Raw genomic sequence first — 24,546 nt, 5'->3', positions numbered from 1 at the left:
TACAAAATAGGGATTATAGCAAGGAGTTTGCCAAGGGCTAAAAATAAAAAAGACCTCCCGATGATTCGGGAGGTCTTAGTGCGGATAGAGGGACTCGAACCCCCATGCCTCACGGCGCTAGATCCTAAGTCTAGTGCGTCTACCAATTTCGCCACATCCGCAGCTATTTTCTATTGGGATGCAATGTTAGTGATTCTTAGATTAAATAACTGCTTCTTATTTGAGAAAATGGATGGGATTCGTGGAACTGATTCATTTTCAAGTGATTTAATTTTCTGGCTAATGTAGTTATACAGCCATTATTAAAATTTCTAAATAATTTCCTGCGTAGCTGGAACTTTTGGGATAGCATTGTGATTGAACGTTCATTCAGTCGATAAATCCATGGATAATTTAGTAGATAAAAAGAAGTGTATTATCAAAAGCGCGCTCTGTTTGATTCAGGAGCACGGGTTTCATGGTTGCCCAGTAAGTATGGTTGCCAAGAATGCAGGAGTAGCTGCAGGTACGATCTATACTTATTTTGAGAATAAGGACGATTTGATCTTAGGCATCTATGAATATGTGGTAGAGGAAATTAAAAATTATGTGACCGAGCGGGACGATATCTCTCTGTCATTTAAGGATAGATTTTATAATTATTGGAAAAATTTAACCGATTTTTATGAGCTAAACCCTTCTATTCATGGATTTTATGATCAGTTTTTGAATTCTCCTTTCAACTCAGAAGAGACACAGAATAAACCCAACGCCTGGCATGAGTACGCTTACTCTTTTTTCAATGAAGGGATTAAGAGGGGAGAGATTAAGGAGTTAAACCCAATAGTACTTTCCATCCTTGTGAACACGAACGTGAATTCTATTGTGCGGATCAAGAAGAATTTCAAAAATAAACTTGCCAAAAATAACATGGTGCTGGATGAGATATCCCACTTGATATGGGATGGCATCAAAGCTAAATAACCCAAAGACCTTTTTTCAAACTCAAACCAATTAATTATTACACACATGTTCAAAAAACGTTTACTGTTGGTGGGACTGAGTATTATGTTCTTGTCAAAAGCCGCCTACAGTCAGGAAGAAAGTGCTGTGCCCCAAGGTGTTTTGACCTTGGATCAGGTGGTTGAATTTGCACTTGTGCAAAGTCCGATCATCAGGCAGGCTCAGATTGACGAGGAGATAGGAGACCGTAACATCAAATCTAATTTGGCAGATTGGTATCCTCAGATCACTGCCTCAGCGGCGGGAGCATATAATATCAAACTTCAGCAGCAGATCATCGGCGATCAGTTGATCACTTTTGGTCAGCCTTATAACTCTAATGTTTTGTTTCAGGCGGATCAGACCTTGTTCAACAGAGATCAGCTGTTTGCGTCGAAGACTTCAAAATATTACCGTCAGCAACTGCAGCAGGTCATTGAGAATGCGAAGATTAAAACCGTCGTGGATGTGAGTAAAGCTTTTTACTCTATCCTCTTATCAGAAGAGCAGCTGAATATCCTCGATCAAAACTTAGGTCGTCTGGAGAAGCAATACAAAGATGCTTATAGCAGATTCGATGCGGGATTGGTAGATAAGACGGATTATCAACGTGCGTCCATTGCTTTGACTAATGTGAAGAGTGATAGAAATAGAGTCGCGAATTCCTTCGAAGCTAAGTATGATTACCTAAAGCAATTGATGGGTTATCCTGAGGATTTTGATTTTACTATAGAATTTGATACTCAGAGGGCAGAAGGTAAAATAGCTGAAGATGCTGCGGATCCACTGATGCTAGAGAATCGTGTGGAGTATAAACTTTTGCAAACTCAGCAAACACTGAATGAAATTCAGACAGGCTATGCAAAATGGAATTACCTCCCTCAGCTCTCTGCTTATTACAGATATAATTTGAATTATTTCAATGCGAATTTCTCAGAGCTGTACCAAACTGCCTACCCAATTTCAGCAGTAGGGCTGAATCTGTCCATTCCTATTTTTCAAGGAGGAAAGCGAATCCACCAGGTGAAAGCTGCCGAACTGCAAGTAGATCGAGGGAACATAGAAATTGAGAATCTAAGCAAGCAGATTAGAACAGAATATTCCACTGCATTGGCAGCATACAATTCCAGTGTTTACGAATGGCAATTGATCAGAGAAAATATGGAGATGGCTGAAGAAGTCTATAACATCATCAAGCTCCAGTATGACGAAGGAATCAAAGCTTACGTGGAGCTTGTCGTAGCAGAGACAGATCTACAAACAGCCCAAATCAACCATATCAATGCATTTTATCAGGTGTTGGAAGACAAGCTTGACTTAGAAAAAGCATTAGGTACTATCAACTAATTAGAATCCCCTTTAAATTTTAATTTATATGAATTTATCATACAAACTTGTAGCTTTTTCGGCCTTGCTAATAGCGGGTTTTTCCTGTGGGCCAAAGCAGCAGGCGGGACAGCAAGCTCCTCCAGCAGTAGCTGTGACCACTTACACGGTAATCAGTAAATCCGTTACGGGTATTGACGAATACCCATCCACCCTTGTGCCACTGAATGAAGTTGAAATCAGGCCTCAGATCGGTGGTTATATCACGAATATTTATGTTCAGGATGGACAGGAAGTAAAAAAGGGGCAGAAGCTCTATGAAATCGACCGAAGCAAATACGCCGCTTCACAGCAGCAAGCACAAGCCTTGGTAGAAAGTGCCAAAGCTAATCTTGCGAAAGTGAGCAAGGATTACGATCGATATAAGAGACTGGATGAGCAAGATGCGATTGCAAAGCAGCAATTGGATTATGCAGAAAGTGCTGTACTGGATGCGAAAGCTCAATTGAGCTCAGCACAAGCACAGCTTGCATCCTCAAGCACAGATTATAGTTATTCTGTACTTACAGCTCCTTTTGATGGCACTGTGGGAATTTCTCAGGTAAGAATGGGCGCGCAGGTTTCACCTGGACAGCCGCTGCTAAACACTCTTTCCTCTAATGATCCTATGGCTTTGAACTTTGTGGTCAATGAGCGTGAGATTCCAAGATTCAATAAGATGCTAAGAGCTGAGGATAACCCTGATTCTCTTTTCAGAATTCGTTTTAGCGATAACAGTATCTATCCTTTCAATGGGACATTTACGACCATTGATCGTGCCGTTGGCAGACAATCCGGTACAATCGCTCTTCGAGTGCAATTCCCTAATCCAAACAGAGAGCTTATTGCCGGAATGACTGTAAATCTTCAAGTCCTAAACCAGGATCTTGGTGAGCAACTGATCATTCCTTACAAGGCCGTAACGGAGCAAATGGGAGAGTACTTTGTCTATGTAGTAGGCGAGGATCAGACTGTTCAGCAGCAAGTGGTGAGACTTGGAACTGAAATAGGGGCTGATATAGTCGTACGTGAAGGCCTCAAGGCAGGACAAGAAATTGTAGTCAGTGGTATTCAAAAGCTTCGTCAAGGAGCCCAAATAACTACCGCGGCTCCAGGCCAACAATAAATTTTTCCATTGCCTAGATAATAAGATAACATGATATCAGATGTATTTATAAAACGGCCCGTCACCGCAATGGTCATATCCATTGTGATCGTGCTCGTGGGTGTGCTGGCGATCCTCAATTTGCCAGTAACCCAGTATCCGGACATTACTCCGCCGGTAGTTTCTGTATCGGCCAATTATACCGGCGCAGATGCCACTACGGTGGAGCAGACTGTAGCCACGCCAATAGAAACTCAGATTAACGGTACACCGGGGATGGCTTACATTTCCTCCAACAATACCAATACGGGTCAGATGCAGATGAACGTCACCTTCGAAGTAGGGACAGACATCAACATGGCAACTTTGGATGTACAAAACAGGGTAAGTATTGCTGAGCCAGGATTACCTGAAGCTGTAAGAAGACTTGGTGTCACGGTAAGAAAGAGAAATCCAAGTATTATGATGGTGATCAGTTTATCATCACCAAATAGAACTCACGATCCAAAATTCCTTTCCAACTATACGAACATCTTTATCAAAGATGCTTTGCTAAGGGTAGAAGGAGTGGGGGATATTACAGCGATTGGTCAGGATTTCAGTATGCGCGTATGGTTGAAGCCGGATAAATTGGCTCAATACAAGATTTCAGCCCGTGATGTGACTGCTGCTATTCAGGAGCAAAACCTTCAGGTAGCAGCCGGAACTGTAGGTGGTATGCCGCAGTTTGATACGCAGACGTTCGAATACCCGATCACCGTAAATGGACGTTTGGAAAGAGCGGAAGACTTTGAGGACATCATTCTTAGAACCAATCCTGAAGATGGTTCCTTGGTTTACCTGAAAGATGTAGCCCGAATCGAACTGGGACAGTTTGACTACGGCAGATATTCCATGCTGAATGGAGAGGATAATGCCATTCTCTTGGTATATCAAGCACCAGGAAGTAATGCCTTGGCGACTGCCGAAGGAGTATATGCTGCCATGGATGACTTGAAGGCTTCTTTCCCTCCAGATATGGAGTACATCGTTTCTTTTGAATCGGTGTCCGTGGTGGAAGTGTCTATCAATGAGGTGCTAAAAACCTTTGCGGAGGCTTTGCTTCTGGTGATCATAGTTGTATTCCTGTTCTTACAGAGTTGGAGAGCTACGTTGGTTCCGGTTTTGGCCATTCCGGTTTCTATTATCGGTACGTTCATTTTCTTCCCGCTTCTAGGGTTTACTATCAATACGCTGACGCTTTTCGGTTTTGTGTTAGCGATAGGTATTGTGGTGGATGATGCGATTGTGGTAGTGGAGGCTGTGCAGCATTACATCGATAGCAAGAAGATTTCTGCGAAAGAAGCTACACGACTTGCGATGAAGGATATCACTGCACCAGTAATTGCAATCGCATTGATTTTGGCCGCGGTATTTATTCCTGTAGGATTTATTCCTGGAATCGTAGGTAGAATGTATCAGCAGTTTGCGATTACCATTGCGATCTCGGTATTGATTTCTGCTTTCGTAGCCTTGAGTTTGACTCCGGCCTTGTGTGTGCTTTTGCTGAAACCATCTGAGGTAAATGAGAATGGAAAAGGCTTAAACAAGTTCTTCTACAAATTCAATATTTGGTTTGCGAAAACCACCAACTCGTACTCACGGGGCGTACAAAACAGTATAAAGAGAGCTCCACTTGTGATGATACTTTTGATCTGTATTTTCGCCGCTACTTTTGGTCTATTCCAGACCAAGCCAACTGGATTCTTGCCTACAGAAGATGAGGGAAGACTTTATATCTCTATGGAGCTACCGGAAGGATCATCCAGCACCAGAACTAGAGCAGTGATGGAGGAGATAAACGAAATCTTGTTGGATACTGATGGGATTAATAATGTGACGGGAATCGGTGGACTGAATGTGATTAACTTCTCTTTCAAGTCTAACTCGGCCACGTTCTTTATTCAGATGACTCCATGGGATCAGAGAAAAGAACCTTCTCAGCAGCTTTATGGTATCATGGCGCAGTTGAATCAGAAGTTTGCCAGTATCACTGATGCCCGGATTGTGGTGGTGCCACCACCGGCGATTCCAGGTTTGGGTTCTACGGGAGGTTTCAGTTTTATGCTTGAGAATCGTGGAGGCAATACAGATATCAAGGAATTTGAGGGAGTACTTGGGCAGTTTCTCGCTGCCGCAAATCAGCGTCCCGAAATCGCCATGGCTTATAGCTTCTTTACTGCCAAAACACCAGGATATCATGTGACTGTTGATCGTGAGAAAGCCAAGAAACTTGGTGTCCCATTGACTGAAATATTCTCAACCATGTCTGGTTTTATGGGTAGTTCCTATGTCAATGATTTCACTAGATACGGCCGTAATTTCCGGGTAGTTGCTCAGGCAGATACATCTTATCGTACTGAGATAGAAGATTTGAGACAGTATTATGTGATGGGAAGCAGTGGTCAATCCGTTCCGCTTAGCGCTGTGGTAAGTTATGAAGTGGTAGAAAATGCTCCGGTTATTTCTCACTACAACTTGTTCAGATCAGCAGAAGTGAACGGAAATGCAGCTCCGGGTTATAGTTCTGGACAAGCGCTGGCAGCTTTGGAAGAAGTGGCGGCAGAAGTGCTTCCAGGAGGTTATGGATATGATTTCTCTGGTTTGAGTAGGGAGGAATTGTCTTCCGGAAATGCCACCATCCTGATATTTGCACTGGCGATAGTGCTGGTTTCCTTGCTTCTGGCATCGCTTTACGAAAGCTGGTCAGTTCCGTTCTCGGTATTGCTTGCCTTGCCATTGGGAGCTTTTGGGGCGATAGTAGCCTTGCACTTCCTACCAAAATTGGATAATAACATCTACGCTCAGATCGGTCTGATTACGCTGATCGGTCTAGCTGCGAAAAATGCGATTTTGATTGTGGAATTTGCCAAAGAGCGAGTGGATAGAGGAGTGCCACTAGTCGATGCGACTATCGATGCGGTGCAACTTCGACTAAGACCGATTATTATGACTTCCCTGGCATTTATACTAGGCGTATTGCCACTGGCAATCTCCAACGGTGCAGGAGCAGTAGCACGTCAAACCATCGGTTGGACAGTGATCGGAGGGATGCTTGCAGCAACCTTCTTAGCGATCTTCTTTGTGCCAGTCTTATACGTGGTGATTACAAGAATCGCTTATGGTAAAAAAGGCTTGGCAGAGTTGGAAGCCAACTATGATCCCACACAGCACGAGAATCATTAAGTAGTTTATCTAATTATAATTCAAATGCCCCCAGAAAGCGATGTGCTTGATGGGGGCATTTTTTTGATTAACCGCAGAGACCACGGAGGTTTCGCAGAGGTCGCAATGGTTCGGCGGGCTCACCAACCTGAGTTATCCTGCTTCTCCAGAAGCTGGATAGAGAAAATTTAGAATAAAAAGTAAAAGGGTGTGATTAAAGGCTACTCACTCTTGAATGGTTAGATTAATAGGGATTTTTCAAAGGTTCCATATAGAAAAAAAGTGTATCATTTCTCTATTTTGTGATCACATCCAAATAATTTTCTCTATTAACAACTCGAAACTCAGTTTCGGGATATGCCTCTTCAAAGCCCAGAGGCAATTTGGCCCTTCGCTCTGGATTCCATTTCGCCTCAAAAGCAAATAACTTGCCTTCACGCTCTTCCAGCCAGTCCAGTTCTTTCCCTGTCGTTGTCCTCCAAAAATAAACGTTAGAATGAATGCGATTGTAGCTCAGGTATTTCATTCGCTCACTGATTATGAAATTCTCCCAAAGCGCTCCTTTGTCATTTCGTAAATCCAAGGAGTTGAAATTATTGATAATGGCATTTCGCACGCCGTTGTCCCAAAAGTAGATCTTTCTGCTTTTTTTGAGCTCTCGACGCATATTCCTGCTAAACGAGTTCAGACGAAAAATCACAAATGCCTTTTCTAGCAAGTCTAGATATTTTTCTGCTGTTTCCTTATCTATCCCAATTGTATTTCCCAGGTCATTGAATGTAACCTCTGAACCGACCTGAAGTGCCAAAGCCAGTAATAACTTCTGTAAAACTGTAGGCATACGAACATCCGCCAAACTCAAAATATCTTTGTAGAGATAGCTGCTGGTAATTTCCTGAAGTGCTTCTTGTGCTTCGCTTGGATGATTGATTACTTCTGGATAAAAGCCAAAGATCATCCGCCGCTCCAAAAGTCGTTTCTCTTCCCTAGGAGAAGTATGCAAGCAAAGTTCTTGTGTAGAAATTGGGTAAAGTTGAAACTCTCGTTTGCGACCTGTCAACGGCTCTTTAATTGAGTTGGCTAAGTCTAATGCTGATGAACCTGAAGCTATGACTTGAACTTCGGGAAATTCGTCTGCCAATATTTTCAACGTAAGACCAATATTTGGTACACGTTGAGCTTCGTCAATTACTACCAATTTATAACCTCCGATAAGGGACTTTAGGGCTGAAGTTGTAACTTCAAAAAGGCTCTGGCGATCATCTGGGTTATCGCAATTCAGCCATAAAACTTTCTCATTAGGAAAATCCAAGACCTGCTTCATGAGCGTAGTTTTCCCTACCTGTCTAGGCCCGATGATTACCAAAAGCTTTCCTTGATGAATCCTTTTTCGCAGCTCAGATTCTATTTGACGAGATATCACGAGTTAAAAATATGTAAATTCTCGATCGTAACCGAAAATTTACATGTTAATTTTCGGTTACGATCGAAATATTTCATGTTTTCGATAGTTTCTTAGATTGGAGATTGCAAATCCAGAAGAGCTAATTATACTTTCGCTAGTCTCTAATCCAAAAATTGCTCTTGCTAAAAGGCAGGGGCTGGTGCGTTTAAATAGTTGGATGTATTCACTTTTCTGATTTCTATTATGTTATGGTTATTCTAGAATTCTTGTCTTCCTATTATTCGAATTATTTCTGGTAATTCATCAGTAGTTAGTTTGAAATAGATTGTATCGGATCCACAAACACAATAATGATAAGATTGTCGAATATTTGATGCTTGCGGGAATTGGTAAGGGTTTTCACCAATTCTTTCAAAACAGTTGAAAAGTGCCTCGAAATATTTATCAGCCTGCACTTCCCCAAAGTTCATAAAGCCGAATCTGTATATTCGAACAATATCGTCTTCTGCTTCTTGACTGAGCAGGTAAGTCATTTTAGGCCGTTTTTTGCTAAGGCTAAAATCTCATCCTTAGTTTTCTTGGAGTAGCCACTTTCTTCACCTTTTATCAATTCTAGTCGAAGCAAGGCTATACTTTCCTGCCGTTTTCGTTCTTGTCGAATCAGGTCATTTACCAACTCACTTTTACTAGCATATTCCTTAGCAGCAACCCTTTCTTGTAGCCAATTGTCATTTGGATCGGTTAATGAAATGCTCTGTCTTCCCATAATTGATTAGTTTGGTGTAAATATACACCAATTATGCAAATGTTTACTAGAGAGGTTTTACTGAGTTAGGATTAGTATTCCAACGGATAAGCTTCGAGATTACAAATCTCTGAAGAGCTGGAGGGGTAAGCAGTGGACTTATGATTAAAAGCCGTTTTTTTGATTAGCCGCTTTGTTCCTAGATATTATAAATCACACCCAGCGTAGAGTTAATCCGGTCAGTCAGCATTTCTATTAATTCTTCATCCAGATATTCGTACTCGTCCTCAATTTGGAGAACTTCAATTTCAGGAATTTCTAAGTGTCGAAATGCTCCGGAAATCCGGTTGCCTTGTCCATCTTCCATCACAAATATCAAATCCGACCATTCGATATCACGTTCTTTGATTTGACGTTCACTTTTAGGGCTTAGTCCAACAGATCGAATATTGAACCGTTGATCGTTCTTAAAGATATATTCAGCGGTTCTGCTTCTTCGTTTGTTCCTTCCACAAACTACCAGAATGTTTGGTCTATCGTTCATCTAATGAATATTGTAAATAATTGTAAACTAACTAAAATTCAAAATGCCCCCAAAAAGCGATGAGCTTGATGGAGGCATTTTTTATTTAACCGCAGAGTCCGATGAGGGTGACGCGAAGGACACGAAACAGAGTTTGGACTATTACTCTAAATCAAAACCTCAGATTCAATGAACCGCCGTATACGAGACCCGTACGTACGGTGGTGTGAGAGGCGCACCTCGTCAGTTACAACTGGCGAGGCCGTCTACTCGATTGGCGGTATGTGCTTTTTTAATTTGTCCAATTCTCAATTTTCCCGTTGTCCTCAATCCAAATTTCAATATAGATGTCCTCGGATATGGGCTTTCCCTTATCCAAGATAATGTCGAATTTCAAATCTTTTAAAGCTGTCGTCATTTTGTCAATGCAAAAGTTGAATTCGTCTGGGTCGTAATATTCATCAATCTGTTCGTCAGATAGGGCCATTCTGACCTTTGAAACAATTCCATTTTCGTCAATTGTCACAAAATATGTTTCAGAACAGTCGAATTCATTAGGATTTTTCCATTTTGCCTTTTTCAGCTTCTTAAATAGCAAGTCGGATATTTGACTCTTATCACGTCTATCGATTCTTTTCGGGTCATCGATATAATTGTCAAAATCTTCTTCTCTTTCAACAAGTCCATTTTTAATAGTTAAAACTTTTTCTCTTTCAAATATTGTGTAGAAAATTCCGTCCCACCTTATGACTTCATCGTTCAATGGGAAATTGATGTATCCGTTAAACCAATCAATAAACACTTTTCCATTTTTCAACTTTTCACCAAAAATGGATTTCATTTTTTCATTGGATTGGCTTTTGTCTATTTTTCCATTTCTTAGTTCGCCACAATTGATTATGTCAATCAAGAACAAACTGTTATTCTCAATCTGGTATATTGCCTGATAACCCCGCCAGCAATTAAAAGATGCCCCTTCTCGAAACATGAGTCCAAAAAGTTGTTCTGTTTCTGCTGAGTCTTGTCGTTGCAAATATTGTTCAAGAATCAGGTTGTAAGTGGCTATTGTGTCTTTTCCAAAAACCACATAGTCTGGCATCTGTGGACTCGCCAAAATTTCTGTTGTCCAAAATGTGAGAAGACAAATTAATATATGTTTAATTGTTTTGGTCATTGCATTACCGCCAACACCTGTATATACAACCCTATTGCGTCTATATCTCGATTGTTCACAGGTCTTTGCCGATCCTAAATTAAGAATTTCGTCAAGAGCATCTATAGGGTAGTAGAATAAATTTGCTGCCAACCCAAAAGTAAAGAACTACTCCAATCCCTTCTTTTCCGGGTTCCAGAAAGGTTTTGTTTTGATTTGCTTGGTTTCCCATTTCAGCTCTTTTCTGAAAAAATGATTTACAGCAACACATACTCTACTGTCCCCAGCAATATAGGCCATCTTTTTTCCTTTTAGCGTAGGAGCGATTTCTCTTAGCTTGGCAATGATCTCCTGGCTTGGGTTTTCCGGCAGTTCATAGAAATCAAGAGGAGTGCTTCCGTCAATATCTGGGAATTGCTCAGATTTCACAGGGCTGTAAACGATACTGGCTACCTGTTTGTCTTTTCCGATAGTTCGGTTGATCATATACAGATGCGAGAGTGCTGACAGGTCTCCCAGCAGCAAATAGCTATCCGCAGTTTCATCTGCGAGGAAATTGCCTTTTTTCCACTTGAAGTAAATGGCATCGCCTACTTGACAATCTTTCACCCATTGCGTGCCGATCCCGGAACTGTGCGTGGCTATGGCTACATCTAGAAAGCCTTCAGCTTTGTTGATGTCCCACACACTGTAGCTTCTGATCTTGTCTTTCATAGACACCTGCTCATTGCCTATACCAATTCCCATTCGTAAGAAGGAGCCGGGAATAAAATTGGCTTTGCGGATGCTGTCACTTTTCAGGCGAATTCTAAAAGCTGTTGTAGAAAGTGCCGCTTTCTCTGTGATGATCGCCTCATCCAAGACTACTGCTTTAAGGATGTTTTCTATGAAACTCATTAAAGATTAGCTTAGGAGGTAGGGTGATTTTGATGATACGCTTCTATCATCGCTAAGGGCGATTTATGCAGTCTTCCTGCTGCTTTTTGAAAATCAGAAGGCACATCGTTCACTCCATTGTTAATACCTTCATAAATGCCGGCAATGATCGTCCCCATAAAATCCCCTAAAGCTGCTTGACGTTCTTTTTTGTATTCTTCCGTAGAAACGGCGGTGTATTTCAAATTCGTCTTATAAACCTGGTTGATGTAGGCTGCCAATTCTTTTTGTGCGATGGCTTCTCCTACCAGGTTGTAGGTATTTCCGTTGTGCGTATCGTCCAAAAGCATCTGTGCATAGGCGAAACCTAACTCTTCTCTGCTGGTATAGCTGCACTTTCCTTCTCCTGCACAATTCCTTATTTCTCCCTCTTTCACATAGCTGTCGATGTACTCCAAATCTGGTTCTATGTATATGCCGTTTCTGCCAATGACCCATTGCAATCCCGATGCACGCACATCTTCTTCTGTTTGTCGATTGCTCTGCACTATGGGACTAAATGCCGTATTGATTTCGTCTCCTACGATGCTGGTATATACTATTTTAGCAACGCCATTTTGTTTCGCTGCTTCGATCACATTTCTGTGTTGTTGGATTCTCTTTTGAGGTTCGTCCATTCCCGATACAAGCAAGACTTTGTCCACACCATTTAGGGCGATTTCAAGATCCTCAGGGCTATTGTAATCGCCTTTTCTAACTTCCACGCCCAGGTGTTTTGCTTTCTCAGGAGTCCGTGCGATGGCTATTACCTTGTCTTCCCCAATTTCCTGGATTAGAGCTTTTACGATAGCAGCGCCTAACTGACCGCTTGCCGATGTTACTGCAATTTTCATAATAGTAATGAGTTATGATTTTTTTGTTCTCAGCGCAATGATTTTCTCTTTCACGGATGGTATTCGAATGATAAAGCCAATGCCAACTATCAGGGCGTAAATAGCCCAGGTTTTGTCTAAAATAGCAACGTGCAGAAGACTCAATAAGATGGCAACATAGGCCAAACTCTGTAGTTTTTTCCACTTATCCTTCAACTTCTTCATTGATTTTCTATTGGAAGTAAAAAGTAGTGGAATCAGAAGTAGTACCGCTACGAATCCAGCGATGTAGTTGAATTGTGAAAAGGTCTCTACAAATCCTTCTGCCCAAATGAAAATAACAAAGTGAAGTATGCTCCACATAGCGGAGGCGATACCCAAGGCTTGTCTTACAAATAGACTGTGCACACCAAAGAGGATAAACACGGGAGTGCAGGTGAGTACTGCAGTCATCCATCTGATTGCGAACTCGCCAGAAACGTGATATAACATTTCCAAACTTGTCCTACCTTCCTCTTCGCCATCAGCCAATGTGATTGAGAGCCCATGATTCAGGTCAACTGTGATCAAGATAGCCAAAACAATCATGGGTAAAAGAGCCAGAAGAGCGACGATCATCCAGCCGTAATTTCTTTTGATGAAACTCATTTAGACTGCTCGGTTTTTTATTTCTTCCAGCTCTTCCTCCAGTTGCTCAGCTTTGGCTTTAAATTTTTCCATGGCCTTTTTCAACTGAGAGATTTTTTTGAAAGTTTCCTCGTCTTGAACTGCCTGGTACCTGACTTTTCCTTCAACTTCTTTAATTCTGGAATGGCTCCCGCAGGTGGGGCATATAGCTACTGTGCTCATGATTTATTTTTGAGCAAAGTTCACTTTAATGATTCCTAAAGTAAAGGTGAATCACTTGTTAAGAATGGTAAATATGAAACCATGTTCTCAAAGAGAGGCCTTATATTCCTTGGGTGAAAGCCCGGTCTGTCTTTTGAAAAACTTGGTGAAATTAGTCACTTCATCGAAGCCAGTTTGGAAGGCAACTTCCTTCAGACTAATCCCGCTGTTAAATATGTTTCGTTTGATTTCGAGTATCACATACTGATCAATAAAGTGCTTGGCGGTATTTACAGTGATTTCCCGCAGGATCAGGTTGAGATGCTTAGATGAGATACTGAGCATTTTTGCATAGTCAAGCACATTTCGAGTTTGAGTGTAGTTTCTCTCTACCAGGTCTTTGAATTGGGTGAAAAGTGCTTGGTGTTTTTTGTTCCCTTTTTCTGGAAGATCTTGCTGTGCGTGACGCTCTAGTTTCAATAAATAGATCTCCAGTATTTTGGCAATTATTTCTTTTTGAGCATAGCTATTTTTGCTTTGGAGTTCTTCTGATGCCTTCTCAAGGAAAAAGTCATTGAATGGGCTGTGTTCTACCAGTGGCTCCGAAATATGATAATTGTACAAATGGGAAATGAAATTGATCGAAGAGGTTGAGAAATACCTTAAAACAAAATCTTCTGTAAATACCACCAGATAGCCATCGTATTGAAAATTATTCTGGAAAGCATGCACCTGACCTTTAGCGATTTTGAGTACAGAGCCCTTTTGGACAGCATAGTTTTTCAAATCTACCTGATGTACTCCCTTGCCTTCCGTCACAATCAGCAAAGCAAAAAAGGAAATTCTATGGGGTAGGTGAGGGTTGTGACTGGGATTTTCCTCTATGCGTGAGAACAACTCTGCTAAGCTTAGGAATTCAATGTCCGTGCTTCCTTCGGTACTTTTAAAAGATATGTTGGGGATGCTGTTCAAGGGTGAATCTTTTAATGCAAGAAGCTATTTATAAATCAACAATATAGCAACTCATCATTGCCTGTCATTTCTCAAAATCATCCTTCGTGATTCCCGTGTCAAACTTGATGTCTGTCCAGTTAACCGTGATCCATCCTTCATCAGATAGGTCAGCGTTCCAGGTAGAGGCTTTGTACTTTCGCTTGGTAGGGATCAAAAGACCATCTATTTTCTCATAGTCAAGAAGCATCAAATAGGGAGTTTCTTCTACTCCAAAGTCAACTACAGTAAATAGGAATTGGTCAACAATTGAGGTTTCCTTATTAATATACAACTGGTAGGTATCTGTCGGCTTGTCATCAGGGGAATCAAAGCTGATTTTTACAATGTGGTATTCTTTGTCGTTTATTGGCCGCTCTCCAATGTATTCGTAATTTATTCCTGGATCCAACAGCTTTTGCATCATAGTAAACCAGTAGTAATTCGTTGGTCGGTTAAACTTCACTCTAGTTAGCGCCTCTTCATCAGTTATCACTTCGCCATTATGCTTTAGCCAATATTCCGTACCGTTATATCCCTGCTCTATGTCCCCCTCGAATTGAGGCAGTGTTCGCTCATGTGTTGTATATCGTCCATAAGAGTACTCGCCATCAAAGAGATACTTCTCTTGAGAAATATCGGTGCCACCATCAGCTGTCACGTAGGTATAAGTGTATTCGACGCTTTTTTTATCCGCCAGACTGCTGAAATCTCCCACTTTCTGCACCATCTCGTAAACTAACTCATGCCCCTTATTCTGAAATTCTGGTTGATTCTGATTTTCAGTATTCTTCTGATTTTTATCCTGGCAGGATGCTAGCAGAAAGCTTAAAAAAACAAGAGTTAATACATTGAGTTTCGTAATAGAATTCATTCGCATAGTTTGGTTCAATTAAAATCCAGTGAGTTTCAAATTATATAATCAAGGAATTTGGGTTTGTAATGCTCCGAAACGCTGATTCGTTCCTTTTTGATAAGGATCTACGCATTTAGTCTATTAAATAGGTATTGCTGCTGCGAGACCTGAGAATGTAAAGATAGACTTCTATGCTTCTTCCTGCATATTCGAACTTCAATGTTTATCTTCTCTGATACTTGGCTGTTTCTCTGGAATCTTCTGGGTTGATGAATTCATAGCTGTAATTCTTAGACGCATCCCAACCGTAATGATTCTTTTGATAATTTTCTAATGGACATGCAAGTGACTGAAAGTAAAGAAAATTATAAAGTCACGGTTTCAGAGGAATTCTCCTTCCTGTTTTTTTTAAATTTTCACTTGTACAATCTTTTACAAAAAAAAAGAAATATAGTTTTTACATGAATTTTAAGTAGTACTCAATCAAAAATCAAAGAGAACAATGACTGACTTATAATCGGTAGATGCCTAGCTCGATTCCAAATGAATCCACATTTAAAGTCAAACACTTAGTGCGCGAAATAATCAAACTAAGCTCGTGTCAAGATATAAGCACAGAGCTACCTTTCACAATAATGGCAAAACACCGAGAGAAAGCCTTTGAATAAGTACAAAAACCAATAATTTTAGCACCTAAGAAAAACTTAAATTCTTGTCTCAGAAAATCACTGCCCTTTTTAGTATCAATTGACCTTATTAAAAGAAATCGATTTGATGGCTTTATACGAATGATTGTACAAACAAACAGGGGCGTGATCGAAAATATAATTTCATTTATAAAGGCTAAGAAGTCCTCATTTCGTCGCTATTCAAGTAACATTAACTCATGACAAAACACCTTTCTTGCATCATTTTTATTGTCAGCTTTCTCTCTCTGCAAACGGTAACTTTTGCTCAATCAGCTTACACACTTTTCATTGCTACAGATGGTAACGATCAATCCTCTGGAGACCAGGATAATCCTATCAAAACAATAGAAGAAGCCTTAATTAGGATTAAAAAAAAGCCTAATTCTATCAAACAAGTATTTTTACGAGGTGGAGATTACCCCATTCACTCCTCCATACAATTTGGAGCTGCTCATTCAGGAGAAGTGGCAAACCCAATTATATTCAGTTCATATAATAGAGAAAAAGTCATCCTTTCTGGAGGCATCACTATCGACCCTGAAAACATAAAAAAAGTAAAAGATCCGACTATTCTTGAACGCATTCCTGCATCTGCACAAGACCATCTGTTAGAAATTGATCTTTCAGCATATTCGATTTCCTACGCACCATATGGACCTAGAGGTTTTAACAGACCTTATATCTCTGCACCAAATGAACTTTTCATCAATGAGGTGGCTCAACAGATTGCCAGATGGCCTAATCTAGGAGAGCCTTCTATTAAAATCGGAGATGTTATTAACCCAGGTTCTGTACCCAGAGATGGGGACTTTTCCAATAGTGGGGCAGTATTCAAGTGGAATACAGATCGGCCAAAGCGATGGACAAAAGCTAACAACGTTTATTTGTCAGGTTTTTTCAAATGGGGTTATGCTGACGATGCCATACCGGTAAGGACTATAGACCAAACTTCAGAATTATTCGATTTAAAAGTACCACATCTTTATGGGGTAGGAAATGAACGGCAATTCAACACCTGGTTTGCAATCAATCTCTTGGAAGAAATTGATGTTCCGGGAGAGTACTACATTGACTCCGACCGCAAAAAAATATACTTCTATCCAAGCACGAGACCTGAAGCGATAAAAAGCATTCAAATCTCAACCTTTGAGGACCCTATGCTTTCTTTCAAAAATGCCAGCTTCATCACTTTTGAAGGGATCATTTTTGAAAATAGCCGAGGCATGGGTGTTTACATTGAAGAAGGAGAGAGTATCACTATAAAGAATAGTGTCTTTAGAAATCTAGGCACGGTGGCTATAACTATTGGAAAAGGGATCGAAAAAGACACACTTGGGCAGCATAGCATCACTGGAACTCCAGCTTCTGATCTTATTGGGAGCCTTTATACTCACCTCTATAAAAACCCACTTTTCAATAGACAAGGTGGTAAAAATCATCTGATCGAAAGCTGTGATATTTATAATATGGGTGCCGGTGGCATTATTCTCGGTGGTGGTGACCGAAAGACTCTAACTCCTGCCAACAATACGGTTAGTAATTGCCACATCTATCAATACAATAGACTCGATAGAACTTATAAATCTGCGGTAAACATAGATGGTGTCGGCAATGTCATCCGCCACTCTCTGATACATGATGCCCCAGGGAATGCAATTTATTTGCTTGGCAATAACCATGTCATTGAATACAACGAAATCCATCACGTGATGATGGATGGAGATGATCAAAGCGCCTTTTATCTAGGTCGAGATCCCTCTGCATTTAACAACATCGTACGGTACAACTACTTCCACCAAATAGGCATCAGTCCTACCACTCATTCTACGTGGACTATCTATTATGATGATGGCGCTTCAGGAAGCATTGCTTATGGCAATGTTTTTAATCAGGCAGGAAAGGCAGGAGTTTTTCTAATAGGTGGGGGTAAATACAATAAAGTATTTAATAACGTCTTTGTCAACAACAACCTAGTTTTCCATATTGACGACAGAAATAATGGCTGGGCTAAAGCTGTACTCGATTCAGGAGGGATATTTGAAGAAAGGTTATCCTTAGTCAATATTTCTCAACCGCCCTATTCTGCGTTCTATCCAGAACTGAAAAACTATTGGAATGATCATCCTGAACTGCCATCCAACGAGATAAAACGAAACATCTTCTTTAATAACAAGAAACTAGTTGACAGAGAATTTGAAACTACTACGTGGCAGGACAATTGGGAAGCAACACAAAATCCAGGGTTTTTGGATTACGATAATGGCAATTTTAATTTCAGCGAAAACGCAGAAGTTTTCAATGCAATTCCAAATTTTGAAGACGTTCCTTTTAATCGAATGGGCCTGCAGGAAAATTCTTTTAGAAATACCAGCGTGGGAAAAGACGGTAGAATTGTACCACTCCCACCTGCTAAAAACAACTGATATAAATCAACTTCTAATCCCCACTCCTATGAAATTATGCAATTGGAAAGCGGAGTTCAGTGAAAAGTTAGATTTCTATTCTACAGCCGATTAAGGATAAAATTAAAGCAAAGGTGCTCTATAAGAATTGAAATAGAAGTATAGGGGGATTTCCTAGATAGAAAGGGTGATTTTGTCGAAGAGATTTTCGGATCCTTAAGCTTGGATAAGGATAGTTGACCCCTTTTTAATTAACTCTTGACAAGAATCATCAGCAATCCTTTGTTTCTTCAATCGTTATATCGTAATATTGCAATGAAACAATTATCAACATGGGGTTAACCAAAACTGAAATATTCTCGGAGCAACAAAATCAGATCGCTGTTTTTGCGAAAGCATTTGCGCATCCCGCCAGAGTGGCCATTCTGCAGCATTTGTTCAAGATGGACACTTGTGTATGCGGCGACTTGGTCATTGAGATAGGTTTGGCACAGCCTACCATTTCCCAGCATTTGAAAGAACTGAAGCAACTCGGATTGATCAAGGGGAATATCGAGGGAACGAGCGTTTGCTATTGCATTGATCAGGAAAATTGGAACAAAATGAAGAAGATCTTGAATGAGTTCTTTGACCTGGATATATCCGCAGCTGGAAATTGCTGTTAAAAAACAACTAGGCTGGAAGACCGGAGACGGAAGACAGAAGTATCATCAATTGATAGGTTTAACAAATTTGATGCTTTTGACTTGTGACTGGTAGAAAAGCTGATAAGGACAAAATTAAATTTATGAACCACATTAACTTTCAAATATTATGAAACTATCTGAAGTAAAATCAGCACTGGGTAAACTGGAAACTATAGCTTTTCAACTACCGACTGGAGAATTGGTTCCGACTCACTTTCATGTCACTGAGGTGGGAAAAATCACCAAGCATTTTATTGATTGTGGAGGAACTGTGAGAAACGAGAATGTCGCCAATTTCCAACTTTGGAATGCGGATGATTACAACCACAGACTTCATCCAGAGAAGCTTCTTAGCATTATTGAGCTTTCGGAGAAAGTGCTTGAATTAGGAGACTTCGAAGTGGAAGTTGAGTATCAAGCCGAGACTATCGGGAAATTTGGATTGGATTTCGACGGGGTAAATTTCCTCCTGACTTCTAAACAAACTGATTGTTTGGCAAAGGAAAAATGCGGTATCCCAGAGCAAAAGCCAAAGATCAGACTATCTACTTTGCAAGCTTCTGAGGAATCTTGTGCTCCAGGATCTGGCTGCTGTTAAAAGGAACTCATTCTGAAAAATATGCAGACATCTAAAATCATGCTTTTGCCTGAACTCAACCTCACCGTAGAGCAGGCAAAAGCCCTTTCTATTCCAGTTGTAAGAAGGGAAGTTCTTCAGGTTTTGATTGACTACGTGCAGTCAAAAGTCGATGCAGGAGAGGACCTGGTACTTAATTTCATCTGTACCCATAATTCCAGAAGAAGCCAGTTTTCCCAGATCTGGGCTCAGACTGCCTCCGATTATTTTGGGATTCCTGCGGCCTGTTATTCGGGTGGGGTAGAGGTAACCGCTTTCAATGAACGAGCAGTGGGGTCTATCAAGCGAGCTGGCTTTAGAGTGACCAAAAAAGGAGAAGTAAATCCGAAATATTTCGTGTTTCACTCAGATGACGCTGAGCCGATTGTAGCATTTTCCAAACTTTTTGATGATCCTATCAATCGAGCTAATCGATTTGCGGCGGTAATGACTTGTGCTCATGCAGATGAGAATTGTCCTTTCATTCCTGGCGCTGAGAGTCGTATTCCCGTGAGGTATGAGGATCCAAAAGCCTTTGATGATACGGCTGAGGAAGCAAGCAAGTATGATGAACGCTCCCTGCAAATCGCTGCTGAAATGTTCTATGTGTTTTCTCAAATAAGAAGTACCAAATAACAAAGGCAAGCAAAAAACTAAGTTTCCTAGACCAGTACCTCACAGGTTGGATTTTCCTTGCGATGGCCATAGGGGTTGGGATAGGCTATTTCCTTCCCTCCAGCTCTAATTTTATAAATGCTTTTAGCGTAGGCACAACCAATATCCCGATTGCCATAGGTTTAATTCTGATGATGTATCCGCCTCTTGCCAAAGTGGATTACAAGCAACTTCCGAAGGTTTTTAAGAATGTAAAAATCTTGTCAGTTTCACTGATTTTGAACTGGATTATTGGTCCGGTATTAATGTTTGCCTTGGCCTTGATTTTCCTTCATGATTATCCTGAATACATGGTGGGATTGATTTTGATTGGCTTGGCTAGATGTATTGCGATGGTTTTGGTGTGGAATGATCTGGCAGAGGGAAGCAGCGAATATGGGGCAGGTTTGGTTGCTCTGAACAGTATTTTCCAAGTGTTTGCTTATAGTTTTTATGCCTGGATTTTTATCACGGTGCTTCCTCCATATTTCGGTTTTGACGGTGCCATTGTCGACATATCAATTTGGACTATTGCTGAAAGTGTGGCGATCTATCTGGGAATACCATTTCTAATGGGTATTCTGAGCAGGTATTTTTTGGTAAAAACAAAGGGTGAGGATTGGTATCAGAACAAATTCATTCCAGCCATTTCGCCAATGACTCTAGTCGCATTGCTCTTCACTATTTTGGTGATGTTCTCCCTGAAAGGCGAAATGATCGTGCAGATTCCTATGGATGTGGTGAGAATAGCCATTCCCTTGTTGATTTATTTTGCCCTGATGTTTGTCATTGGTTTCTTCCTCACAAAGGCCATGGGTGCAGCATACGACAAGTCTGCTGCTGTCGCATTCACAGCTGCCGGAAACAACTTTGAATTAGCTATTGCTGTAGCCATAGCAGTGTTTGGATTGAATTCCGGCCAGGCATTTACGGGAGTGATTGGGCCGTTAGTGGAAGTGCCAGCATTGATTATTCTCGTTCGTGTTTCTTTTTGGCTGCGACAAAAGTATTTTACTAAGGCCTAAAGCAGATTTTAGGTTGCTTTAATTAAGCGATGAGATTCTGATCAGTAGGAGAGTTTCAAGAGTAATTAAATCTTGTTCATTTTATCCATCAAAGAAATTGACTTGATGGCATAATTGCGGATAAGGAGATTTTATTTTTCAAGTAAGGATATGTGTTTTCATACTAACTATCTCTACTTCTAAAACGGATAAATGGGATAGTTTATAAGGTATATTCAGAGATCTTTAGTAGGTTATATACTGATTAGCTACGATGCTGAAAAATCTCATATTCCAACTATCAATTTTTCAACTTTGCCCAACATCCTATGTATTATAAAATATCAAAGCTTGTAGTTGCTGCGGCTATATTTCCATTTTTAATTTCCTATGAGGAAAAAGAAACACAGGAGCCTCAACAAAAGCCGAACATCATCTATATCATGGCAGATGATCATACGACGCAGGCTTTTGGGATTTATGGTAGCCGATTGGCTTCGTTAAATCCCACGCCAAATCTTGATAAACTAGCTGGTGAAGGGATAATTTTTGACAATTGTTTTGTCAATAACTCCATATGTGTGCCTAGTCGTGCGGCGATATTGACTGGACAGAATTCCCAAGCGAATGGAGTCATAGATCTCGAAGGGGAGCTTACTGCGGATAAACAATATTTGCCAAAGGAATTGAAAAAACTAGGCTATCAAACAGCCATAGTGGGCAAATGGCATCTTCATGCAGAGCCTTCCGAGTTTGATTACTATAAAGTATTGCCAGGTCAGGGTAATTATTTCGATCCTGATTTTTTGGTTCGGGGAGAAAAACCCTGGCCAGAAAACGTGGTGCAAACAACAGGACATTCCTCTGATGTCATTACCGATATTACACTCGACTGGCTGAAGAATGAGCGAGATCCCAATAAACCATTTTTCCTGATGCATCATTTCAAGGCGCCTCATGATGACTTTGAAAATGCCCCTCGCTACGATGAGTATTTGGCAGATACTTTTATTCCAGAACCTGAAAGCATGTATGATAATGCTAATAACGGGTCAATGGGCACTCGTGGCAAAAATGATTCTCTGACCCGTATTATAGGTTCTTCTGTGTCGAGTCGCAATCTGGTTCGCAACCAAGCTATGAATCTTTATATGGATAGCACGGTGTATAAGCAGTACCGAAATCCCGCAGACATTCGCCCCGGTGAGTACGTGAAATGGGGGATGAGTTCGGATGAGAAGAAGCACACCAGTATGGTGTACCAAGAATATTTAAAGCGCTATCTACGCTGTGTGAAAGGAGTGGATGATAACGTAAAACGCTTGCTGGATTATTTGGAGGAAGAAGGCCTAATGGAAAATACCATCATCGTGTACACTGGTGATCAGGGGTTTATGCTGGGAGAGCATGATTATATCGATAAGCGCTGGATGTACGAAGAAGCGATGCGTATGCCTTTCTTTGTGCGCTATCCCGAAAAGATAAAAGCTGGGACTCGTACAGATGCTATCATCAACAACACTGATTTTGCACCCACATTGATAGAAATGGCTGGAGGGTCAGCTCCCGAGTATATGCAGGGTCATAGTTTCAAAGCCATTTTGGAAACAGGTCAGGAGCCGGAAGATTGGCAAAAATCCACCTATTACCGATACTGGATGCATATGGCACATAAACACGGCAATCCGGCACATTTTGGGATACGCACCAAGCAGTATAAACTCATCTTTTTCTATGGCAGGTATTGGGTAGATACTGATGACCCCAATGCCAAATGGAATAAGGAAAGTTGGGGCAACGATTTTCCCCGACATACCCCAGCTGCTTGGGAGCTATACGATCTGAGTAAAGATCCCAATGAAATGAACAACGTCTATTCAGATCCTGCTTACAAAGGTGTTGTTGCAGATCTGAAGCAGCAATTGATCGAACTGCGGGAAAATTTGAATGAGACGGATAAAAACTACCCGCATATTCAGAAAGTAATAGACGAGCACTGGAATGATAAATAAAATTAACATGAGTATCCGCAATGATGCCAGTTGTCATATCCATCCTTGCTTATCAGGCTGGAAGAAGTTTGCCCGGCTATATTCTAAAAATTTTAGGTGAAATTATAATTAACAGTACGACATATTGAGGAATATCCTAGAGTAATCCAATTTCTTAGAGGCAATAAAAACCTACTGTAATTGATTGATTTATAGTGATTTGTTCTCTCTTAAATTAGTTTTTGGACAAAAAAAACACTCCCAAAAAGACTAAGCTTATTGGGAGTGTAAGGATGGTGTTAAGTTTAGTTGATTCTGCTTATACTTTCCCTTTGTGTTTTGGGTCAAAATCCACCATCCATTCAATCCCGTATTTGTCTCTGAACATCCCGAAATAGGAACCCCATGGACTCTCATCCATTGGCACTTCAATACTTCCTCCAGCAGAAAGTCCGTTAAATATACGTTCAGCTTCTTCTTTGCTTTCTGCAGCTATAGATATTTTAGACCTGTTCTCATTTTCATTTACCCGACCCATTCTTTCTGGGACATCGTTGCCCATTAAGACATTCTTTTCGATAGGCAAAGCAATGTGCATGATCTTTTCTTTTTCATGGTCTGCAAATTGATTTTCAGGAATGTCCATGTCTTTGAAGCGCGTGATATTTGCGAATTCTCCACCAAACACAGATTTGTAAAAGTTGAATGCTTCTTCTGCATTCCCATTGAAGTTGATGTAAGGGTTGATCAGAGCCATAGTTATTTTGGTGTTGTAGTGCCTGTGATTTATATCTATCCAAATCTACCGATAAGTCACAAAATAGGTAAGGTCTAAAAACGTCAAAGAGTGGGAGGTATGCGACAGGGGTAGAATGTTGGTTAAACTCATCCGAGTTATCAGTATTATGCTACTTTTTTATGAAGAATAAAACGAGGGTCAAGCTCTTGGTAGATCTATTCCGAGGGAGATGAGAATTGATTCATTTTGTTTCCAAGGATTGTTGATTTCTTATTTCCTTATATTTACTGTGTATATGGGTAAATTGATGTCGTAGTTATTTTTTTTCCACAATGTTGTTTTGATCTAGATAAAGTTCAATTCGTTTTCTCTGTTCCAAGTGATGTCTCATGTGCATCTCCGAATATTGTAACCATTCAAAACAATTTAAATATCCAATTCCCGGATGTTCAGATTTTCCGTATGAGGAGGTGTTATTCATTCTGTCCCAAAGTTTATTAGTATAGGTTTTTAGAAATTCAAGATCAAATTTTATTTCAGCAATGCTGGACGGCTGTTCAATATTCTCGTGGATTAGTGGATCGCCTTGGAAACTTTTGTTTTCAAAAGAACCTCTCTCTAGAAGAATTCGGGCATCTTCGGTAGTTGGGATAGTTGAATTGGTATCATCTGTCAATGAAATTTCAATTTGACTGTTATACCAATTTGATTCTTCAATGATATGCCGATATAATTGACCTATTGACCAACCTGTTCCATATGGCTTTTCCGATAGTCGATTTATGGAGACGGAATCTAATTCGTTCAGCCAATTGTCTATTGTGTCATTGAATTTTTTGATTCCCATATTCATAATTTTATT

The 24,546-nt window shown here is 40.5% G+C and carries 24 protein-coding genes and 1 tRNA gene; 11 read left to right on the top strand and 14 right to left on the bottom strand.

All coding sequences use genetic code 11. The annotated features are described in order from the left end of the window. Positions 1-79: 79 nt before the first annotated feature. A tRNA-Leu gene (locus BM291_RS11315) sits at positions 80-161 on the bottom strand. Between the two features lie 223 nt (positions 162-384). Here BM291_RS11315 and BM291_RS11310 point away from each other — a divergent pair. The 4 genes from BM291_RS11310 to BM291_RS11295 are packed head-to-tail and all read left to right on the top strand — an operon-like array spanning position 385 to position 6,676. After that, positions 385-963, top strand: a complete 579-nt coding sequence (locus BM291_RS11310; RefSeq protein ID WP_092897417.1) for a TetR/AcrR family transcriptional regulator — start codon at positions 385-387, stop codon at positions 961-963. A 45-nt stretch (positions 964-1,008) separates the two neighbouring features. Beyond that, positions 1,009-2,328, top strand: coding sequence for a TolC family protein (locus BM291_RS11305; protein WP_092897415.1), 1,320 nt, complete (start codon positions 1,009-1,011; stop codon positions 2,326-2,328). Positions 2,329-2,356: 28 nt separating this feature from the next. Further along, complete coding sequence (locus tag BM291_RS11300; RefSeq protein ID WP_092897413.1) at positions 2,357-3,472, top strand: efflux RND transporter periplasmic adaptor subunit; 1,116 nt, start codon at positions 2,357-2,359, stop codon at positions 3,470-3,472. Positions 3,473-3,502: 30 nt separating this feature from the next. Next, the gene (locus BM291_RS11295) at positions 3,503-6,676 is read left to right on the top strand and encodes an efflux RND transporter permease subunit (protein ID WP_092897411.1); all 3,174 of its coding nucleotides are present in this window, start codon (positions 3,503-3,505) and stop codon (positions 6,674-6,676) included. Between the two features lie 274 nt (positions 6,677-6,950). On the opposite strand, the gene BM291_RS11290 is transcribed toward BM291_RS11295, so the two are convergent. The 4 genes from BM291_RS11290 to BM291_RS11275 all read right to left on the bottom strand — a co-directional run bounded on the left by BM291_RS11290 (position 6,951) and on the right by BM291_RS11275 (position 9,349). Further along, positions 6,951-8,078: an ATP-binding protein gene (locus BM291_RS11290; RefSeq protein ID WP_092897409.1), complete on the bottom strand. Its 1,128-nt coding sequence runs from the start codon at positions 8,076-8,078 to the stop codon at positions 6,951-6,953. 239 nt (positions 8,079-8,317) lie between these two features. Next, a complete protein-coding gene (locus tag BM291_RS11285; protein ID WP_092897407.1) occupies positions 8,318-8,593 on the bottom strand; it encodes a type II toxin-antitoxin system RelE/ParE family toxin in 276 nt (91 codons plus the stop codon). Then, positions 8,590-8,826, bottom strand: a complete 237-nt coding sequence (locus BM291_RS11280) for a ribbon-helix-helix domain-containing protein (protein ID WP_086502559.1) — start codon at positions 8,824-8,826, stop codon at positions 8,590-8,592. The genes BM291_RS11285 and BM291_RS11280 overlap by 4 nt, the downstream gene beginning before the upstream one ends. Before the next feature lie 178 nt (positions 8,827-9,004). Next, complete coding sequence (locus BM291_RS11275) at positions 9,005-9,349, bottom strand: protein-tyrosine-phosphatase (protein WP_092897405.1); 345 nt, start codon at positions 9,347-9,349, stop codon at positions 9,005-9,007. A gap of 43 nt (positions 9,350-9,392) precedes the next feature. Here BM291_RS11275 and BM291_RS22405 point away from each other — a divergent pair, with 43 nt between their 5' ends. Continuing rightward, positions 9,393-9,521 (top strand): hypothetical protein, encoded by a 129-nt coding sequence (locus BM291_RS22405; protein ID WP_262481217.1) that lies wholly within the window; start codon positions 9,393-9,395, stop codon positions 9,519-9,521. A gap of 99 nt (positions 9,522-9,620) precedes the next feature. On the opposite strand, the gene BM291_RS11270 is transcribed toward BM291_RS22405, so the two are convergent. The 7 genes from BM291_RS11270 to BM291_RS11240 all read right to left on the bottom strand — a co-directional run bounded on the left by BM291_RS11270 (position 9,621) and on the right by BM291_RS11240 (position 14,921). Further along, positions 9,621-10,634 (bottom strand): hypothetical protein, encoded by a 1,014-nt coding sequence (locus tag BM291_RS11270; RefSeq protein WP_175499688.1) that lies wholly within the window; start codon positions 10,632-10,634, stop codon positions 9,621-9,623. 15 nt (positions 10,635-10,649) lie between these two features. Beyond that, positions 10,650-11,378 (bottom strand): SIP domain-containing protein, encoded by a 729-nt coding sequence (locus BM291_RS11265; protein WP_092897403.1) that lies wholly within the window; start codon positions 11,376-11,378, stop codon positions 10,650-10,652. Between the two features lie 11 nt (positions 11,379-11,389). Then, positions 11,390-12,250 carry an SDR family oxidoreductase gene (locus BM291_RS11260; RefSeq protein ID WP_175499687.1) on the bottom strand — a complete coding sequence of 287 codons (861 nt, stop codon included), beginning with the start codon at positions 12,248-12,250 and terminating at the stop codon, positions 11,390-11,392. A gap of 12 nt (positions 12,251-12,262) precedes the next feature. After that, on the bottom strand, positions 12,263-12,877 hold the full coding sequence (locus tag BM291_RS11255) for a cytochrome b family protein (RefSeq protein ID WP_092897399.1): 615 nt from the start codon (positions 12,875-12,877) through the stop codon (positions 12,263-12,265). Further along, positions 12,878-13,078 (bottom strand): hypothetical protein, encoded by a 201-nt coding sequence (locus BM291_RS11250; protein ID WP_092897397.1) that lies wholly within the window; start codon positions 13,076-13,078, stop codon positions 12,878-12,880. It abuts the gene before it with no gap. A gap of 87 nt (positions 13,079-13,165) precedes the next feature. Next, a complete protein-coding gene (locus BM291_RS11245) occupies positions 13,166-14,029 on the bottom strand; it encodes an AraC family transcriptional regulator (RefSeq protein ID WP_092897395.1) in 864 nt (287 codons plus the stop codon). 64 nt (positions 14,030-14,093) lie between these two features. After that, entirely contained in the window at positions 14,094-14,921 is an 828-nt protein-coding gene (locus BM291_RS11240) for a DUF6503 family protein (RefSeq protein WP_092897536.1), read from the bottom strand. A gap of 868 nt (positions 14,922-15,789) precedes the next feature. On the opposite strand from BM291_RS11240, the gene BM291_RS11235 reads away from it, so the two are divergent. From BM291_RS11235 to BM291_RS11210, 6 genes are all read left to right on the top strand, one after another. Further along, positions 15,790-18,015, top strand: a complete 2,226-nt coding sequence (locus tag BM291_RS11235) for a right-handed parallel beta-helix repeat-containing protein (RefSeq protein ID WP_092897393.1) — start codon at positions 15,790-15,792, stop codon at positions 18,013-18,015. A 311-nt stretch (positions 18,016-18,326) separates the two neighbouring features. Beyond that, entirely contained in the window at positions 18,327-18,659 is a 333-nt protein-coding gene (locus tag BM291_RS11230; RefSeq protein WP_092897391.1) for an ArsR/SmtB family transcription factor, read from the top strand. Positions 18,660-18,807: 148 nt separating this feature from the next. Continuing rightward, positions 18,808-19,278 carry a DUF6428 family protein gene (locus BM291_RS11225; RefSeq protein WP_092897389.1) on the top strand — a complete coding sequence of 157 codons (471 nt, stop codon included), beginning with the start codon at positions 18,808-18,810 and terminating at the stop codon, positions 19,276-19,278. A 21-nt stretch (positions 19,279-19,299) separates the two neighbouring features. Then, positions 19,300-19,932 (top strand): low molecular weight phosphatase family protein, encoded by a 633-nt coding sequence (locus tag BM291_RS11220; protein ID WP_245786842.1) that lies wholly within the window; start codon positions 19,300-19,302, stop codon positions 19,930-19,932. Then, complete coding sequence (gene arsB, locus BM291_RS11215; RefSeq protein ID WP_217647311.1) at positions 19,929-20,975, top strand: ACR3 family arsenite efflux transporter; 1,047 nt, start codon at positions 19,929-19,931, stop codon at positions 20,973-20,975. The genes BM291_RS11220 and arsB overlap by 4 nt, the downstream gene beginning before the upstream one ends. 308 nt (positions 20,976-21,283) lie before the next feature. Beyond that, positions 21,284-22,966 (top strand): sulfatase family protein, encoded by a 1,683-nt coding sequence (locus BM291_RS11210; RefSeq protein WP_092897385.1) that lies wholly within the window; start codon positions 21,284-21,286, stop codon positions 22,964-22,966. A gap of 298 nt (positions 22,967-23,264) precedes the next feature. Here the strand turns inward: BM291_RS11210 and BM291_RS11205 are convergent, their stop codons facing one another. Further along, on the bottom strand, positions 23,265-23,702 hold the full coding sequence (locus tag BM291_RS11205; protein WP_092897383.1) for a VOC family protein: 438 nt from the start codon (positions 23,700-23,702) through the stop codon (positions 23,265-23,267). Between the two features lie 298 nt (positions 23,703-24,000). Continuing rightward, positions 24,001-24,531 carry a DinB family protein gene (locus tag BM291_RS11200; RefSeq protein ID WP_175499686.1) on the bottom strand — a complete coding sequence of 177 codons (531 nt, stop codon included), beginning with the start codon at positions 24,529-24,531 and terminating at the stop codon, positions 24,001-24,003. Between the last annotated feature and the right edge of the window lie 15 nt (positions 24,532-24,546).

Origin of the sequence: Algoriphagus aquimarinus (assembly GCF_900112005.1) — a bacterium.
Lineage (GTDB): Bacteria > Bacteroidota > Bacteroidia > Cytophagales > Cyclobacteriaceae > Algoriphagus > Algoriphagus aquimarinus.
This window is presented reverse-complemented; position numbering and strand designations above follow the sequence as displayed.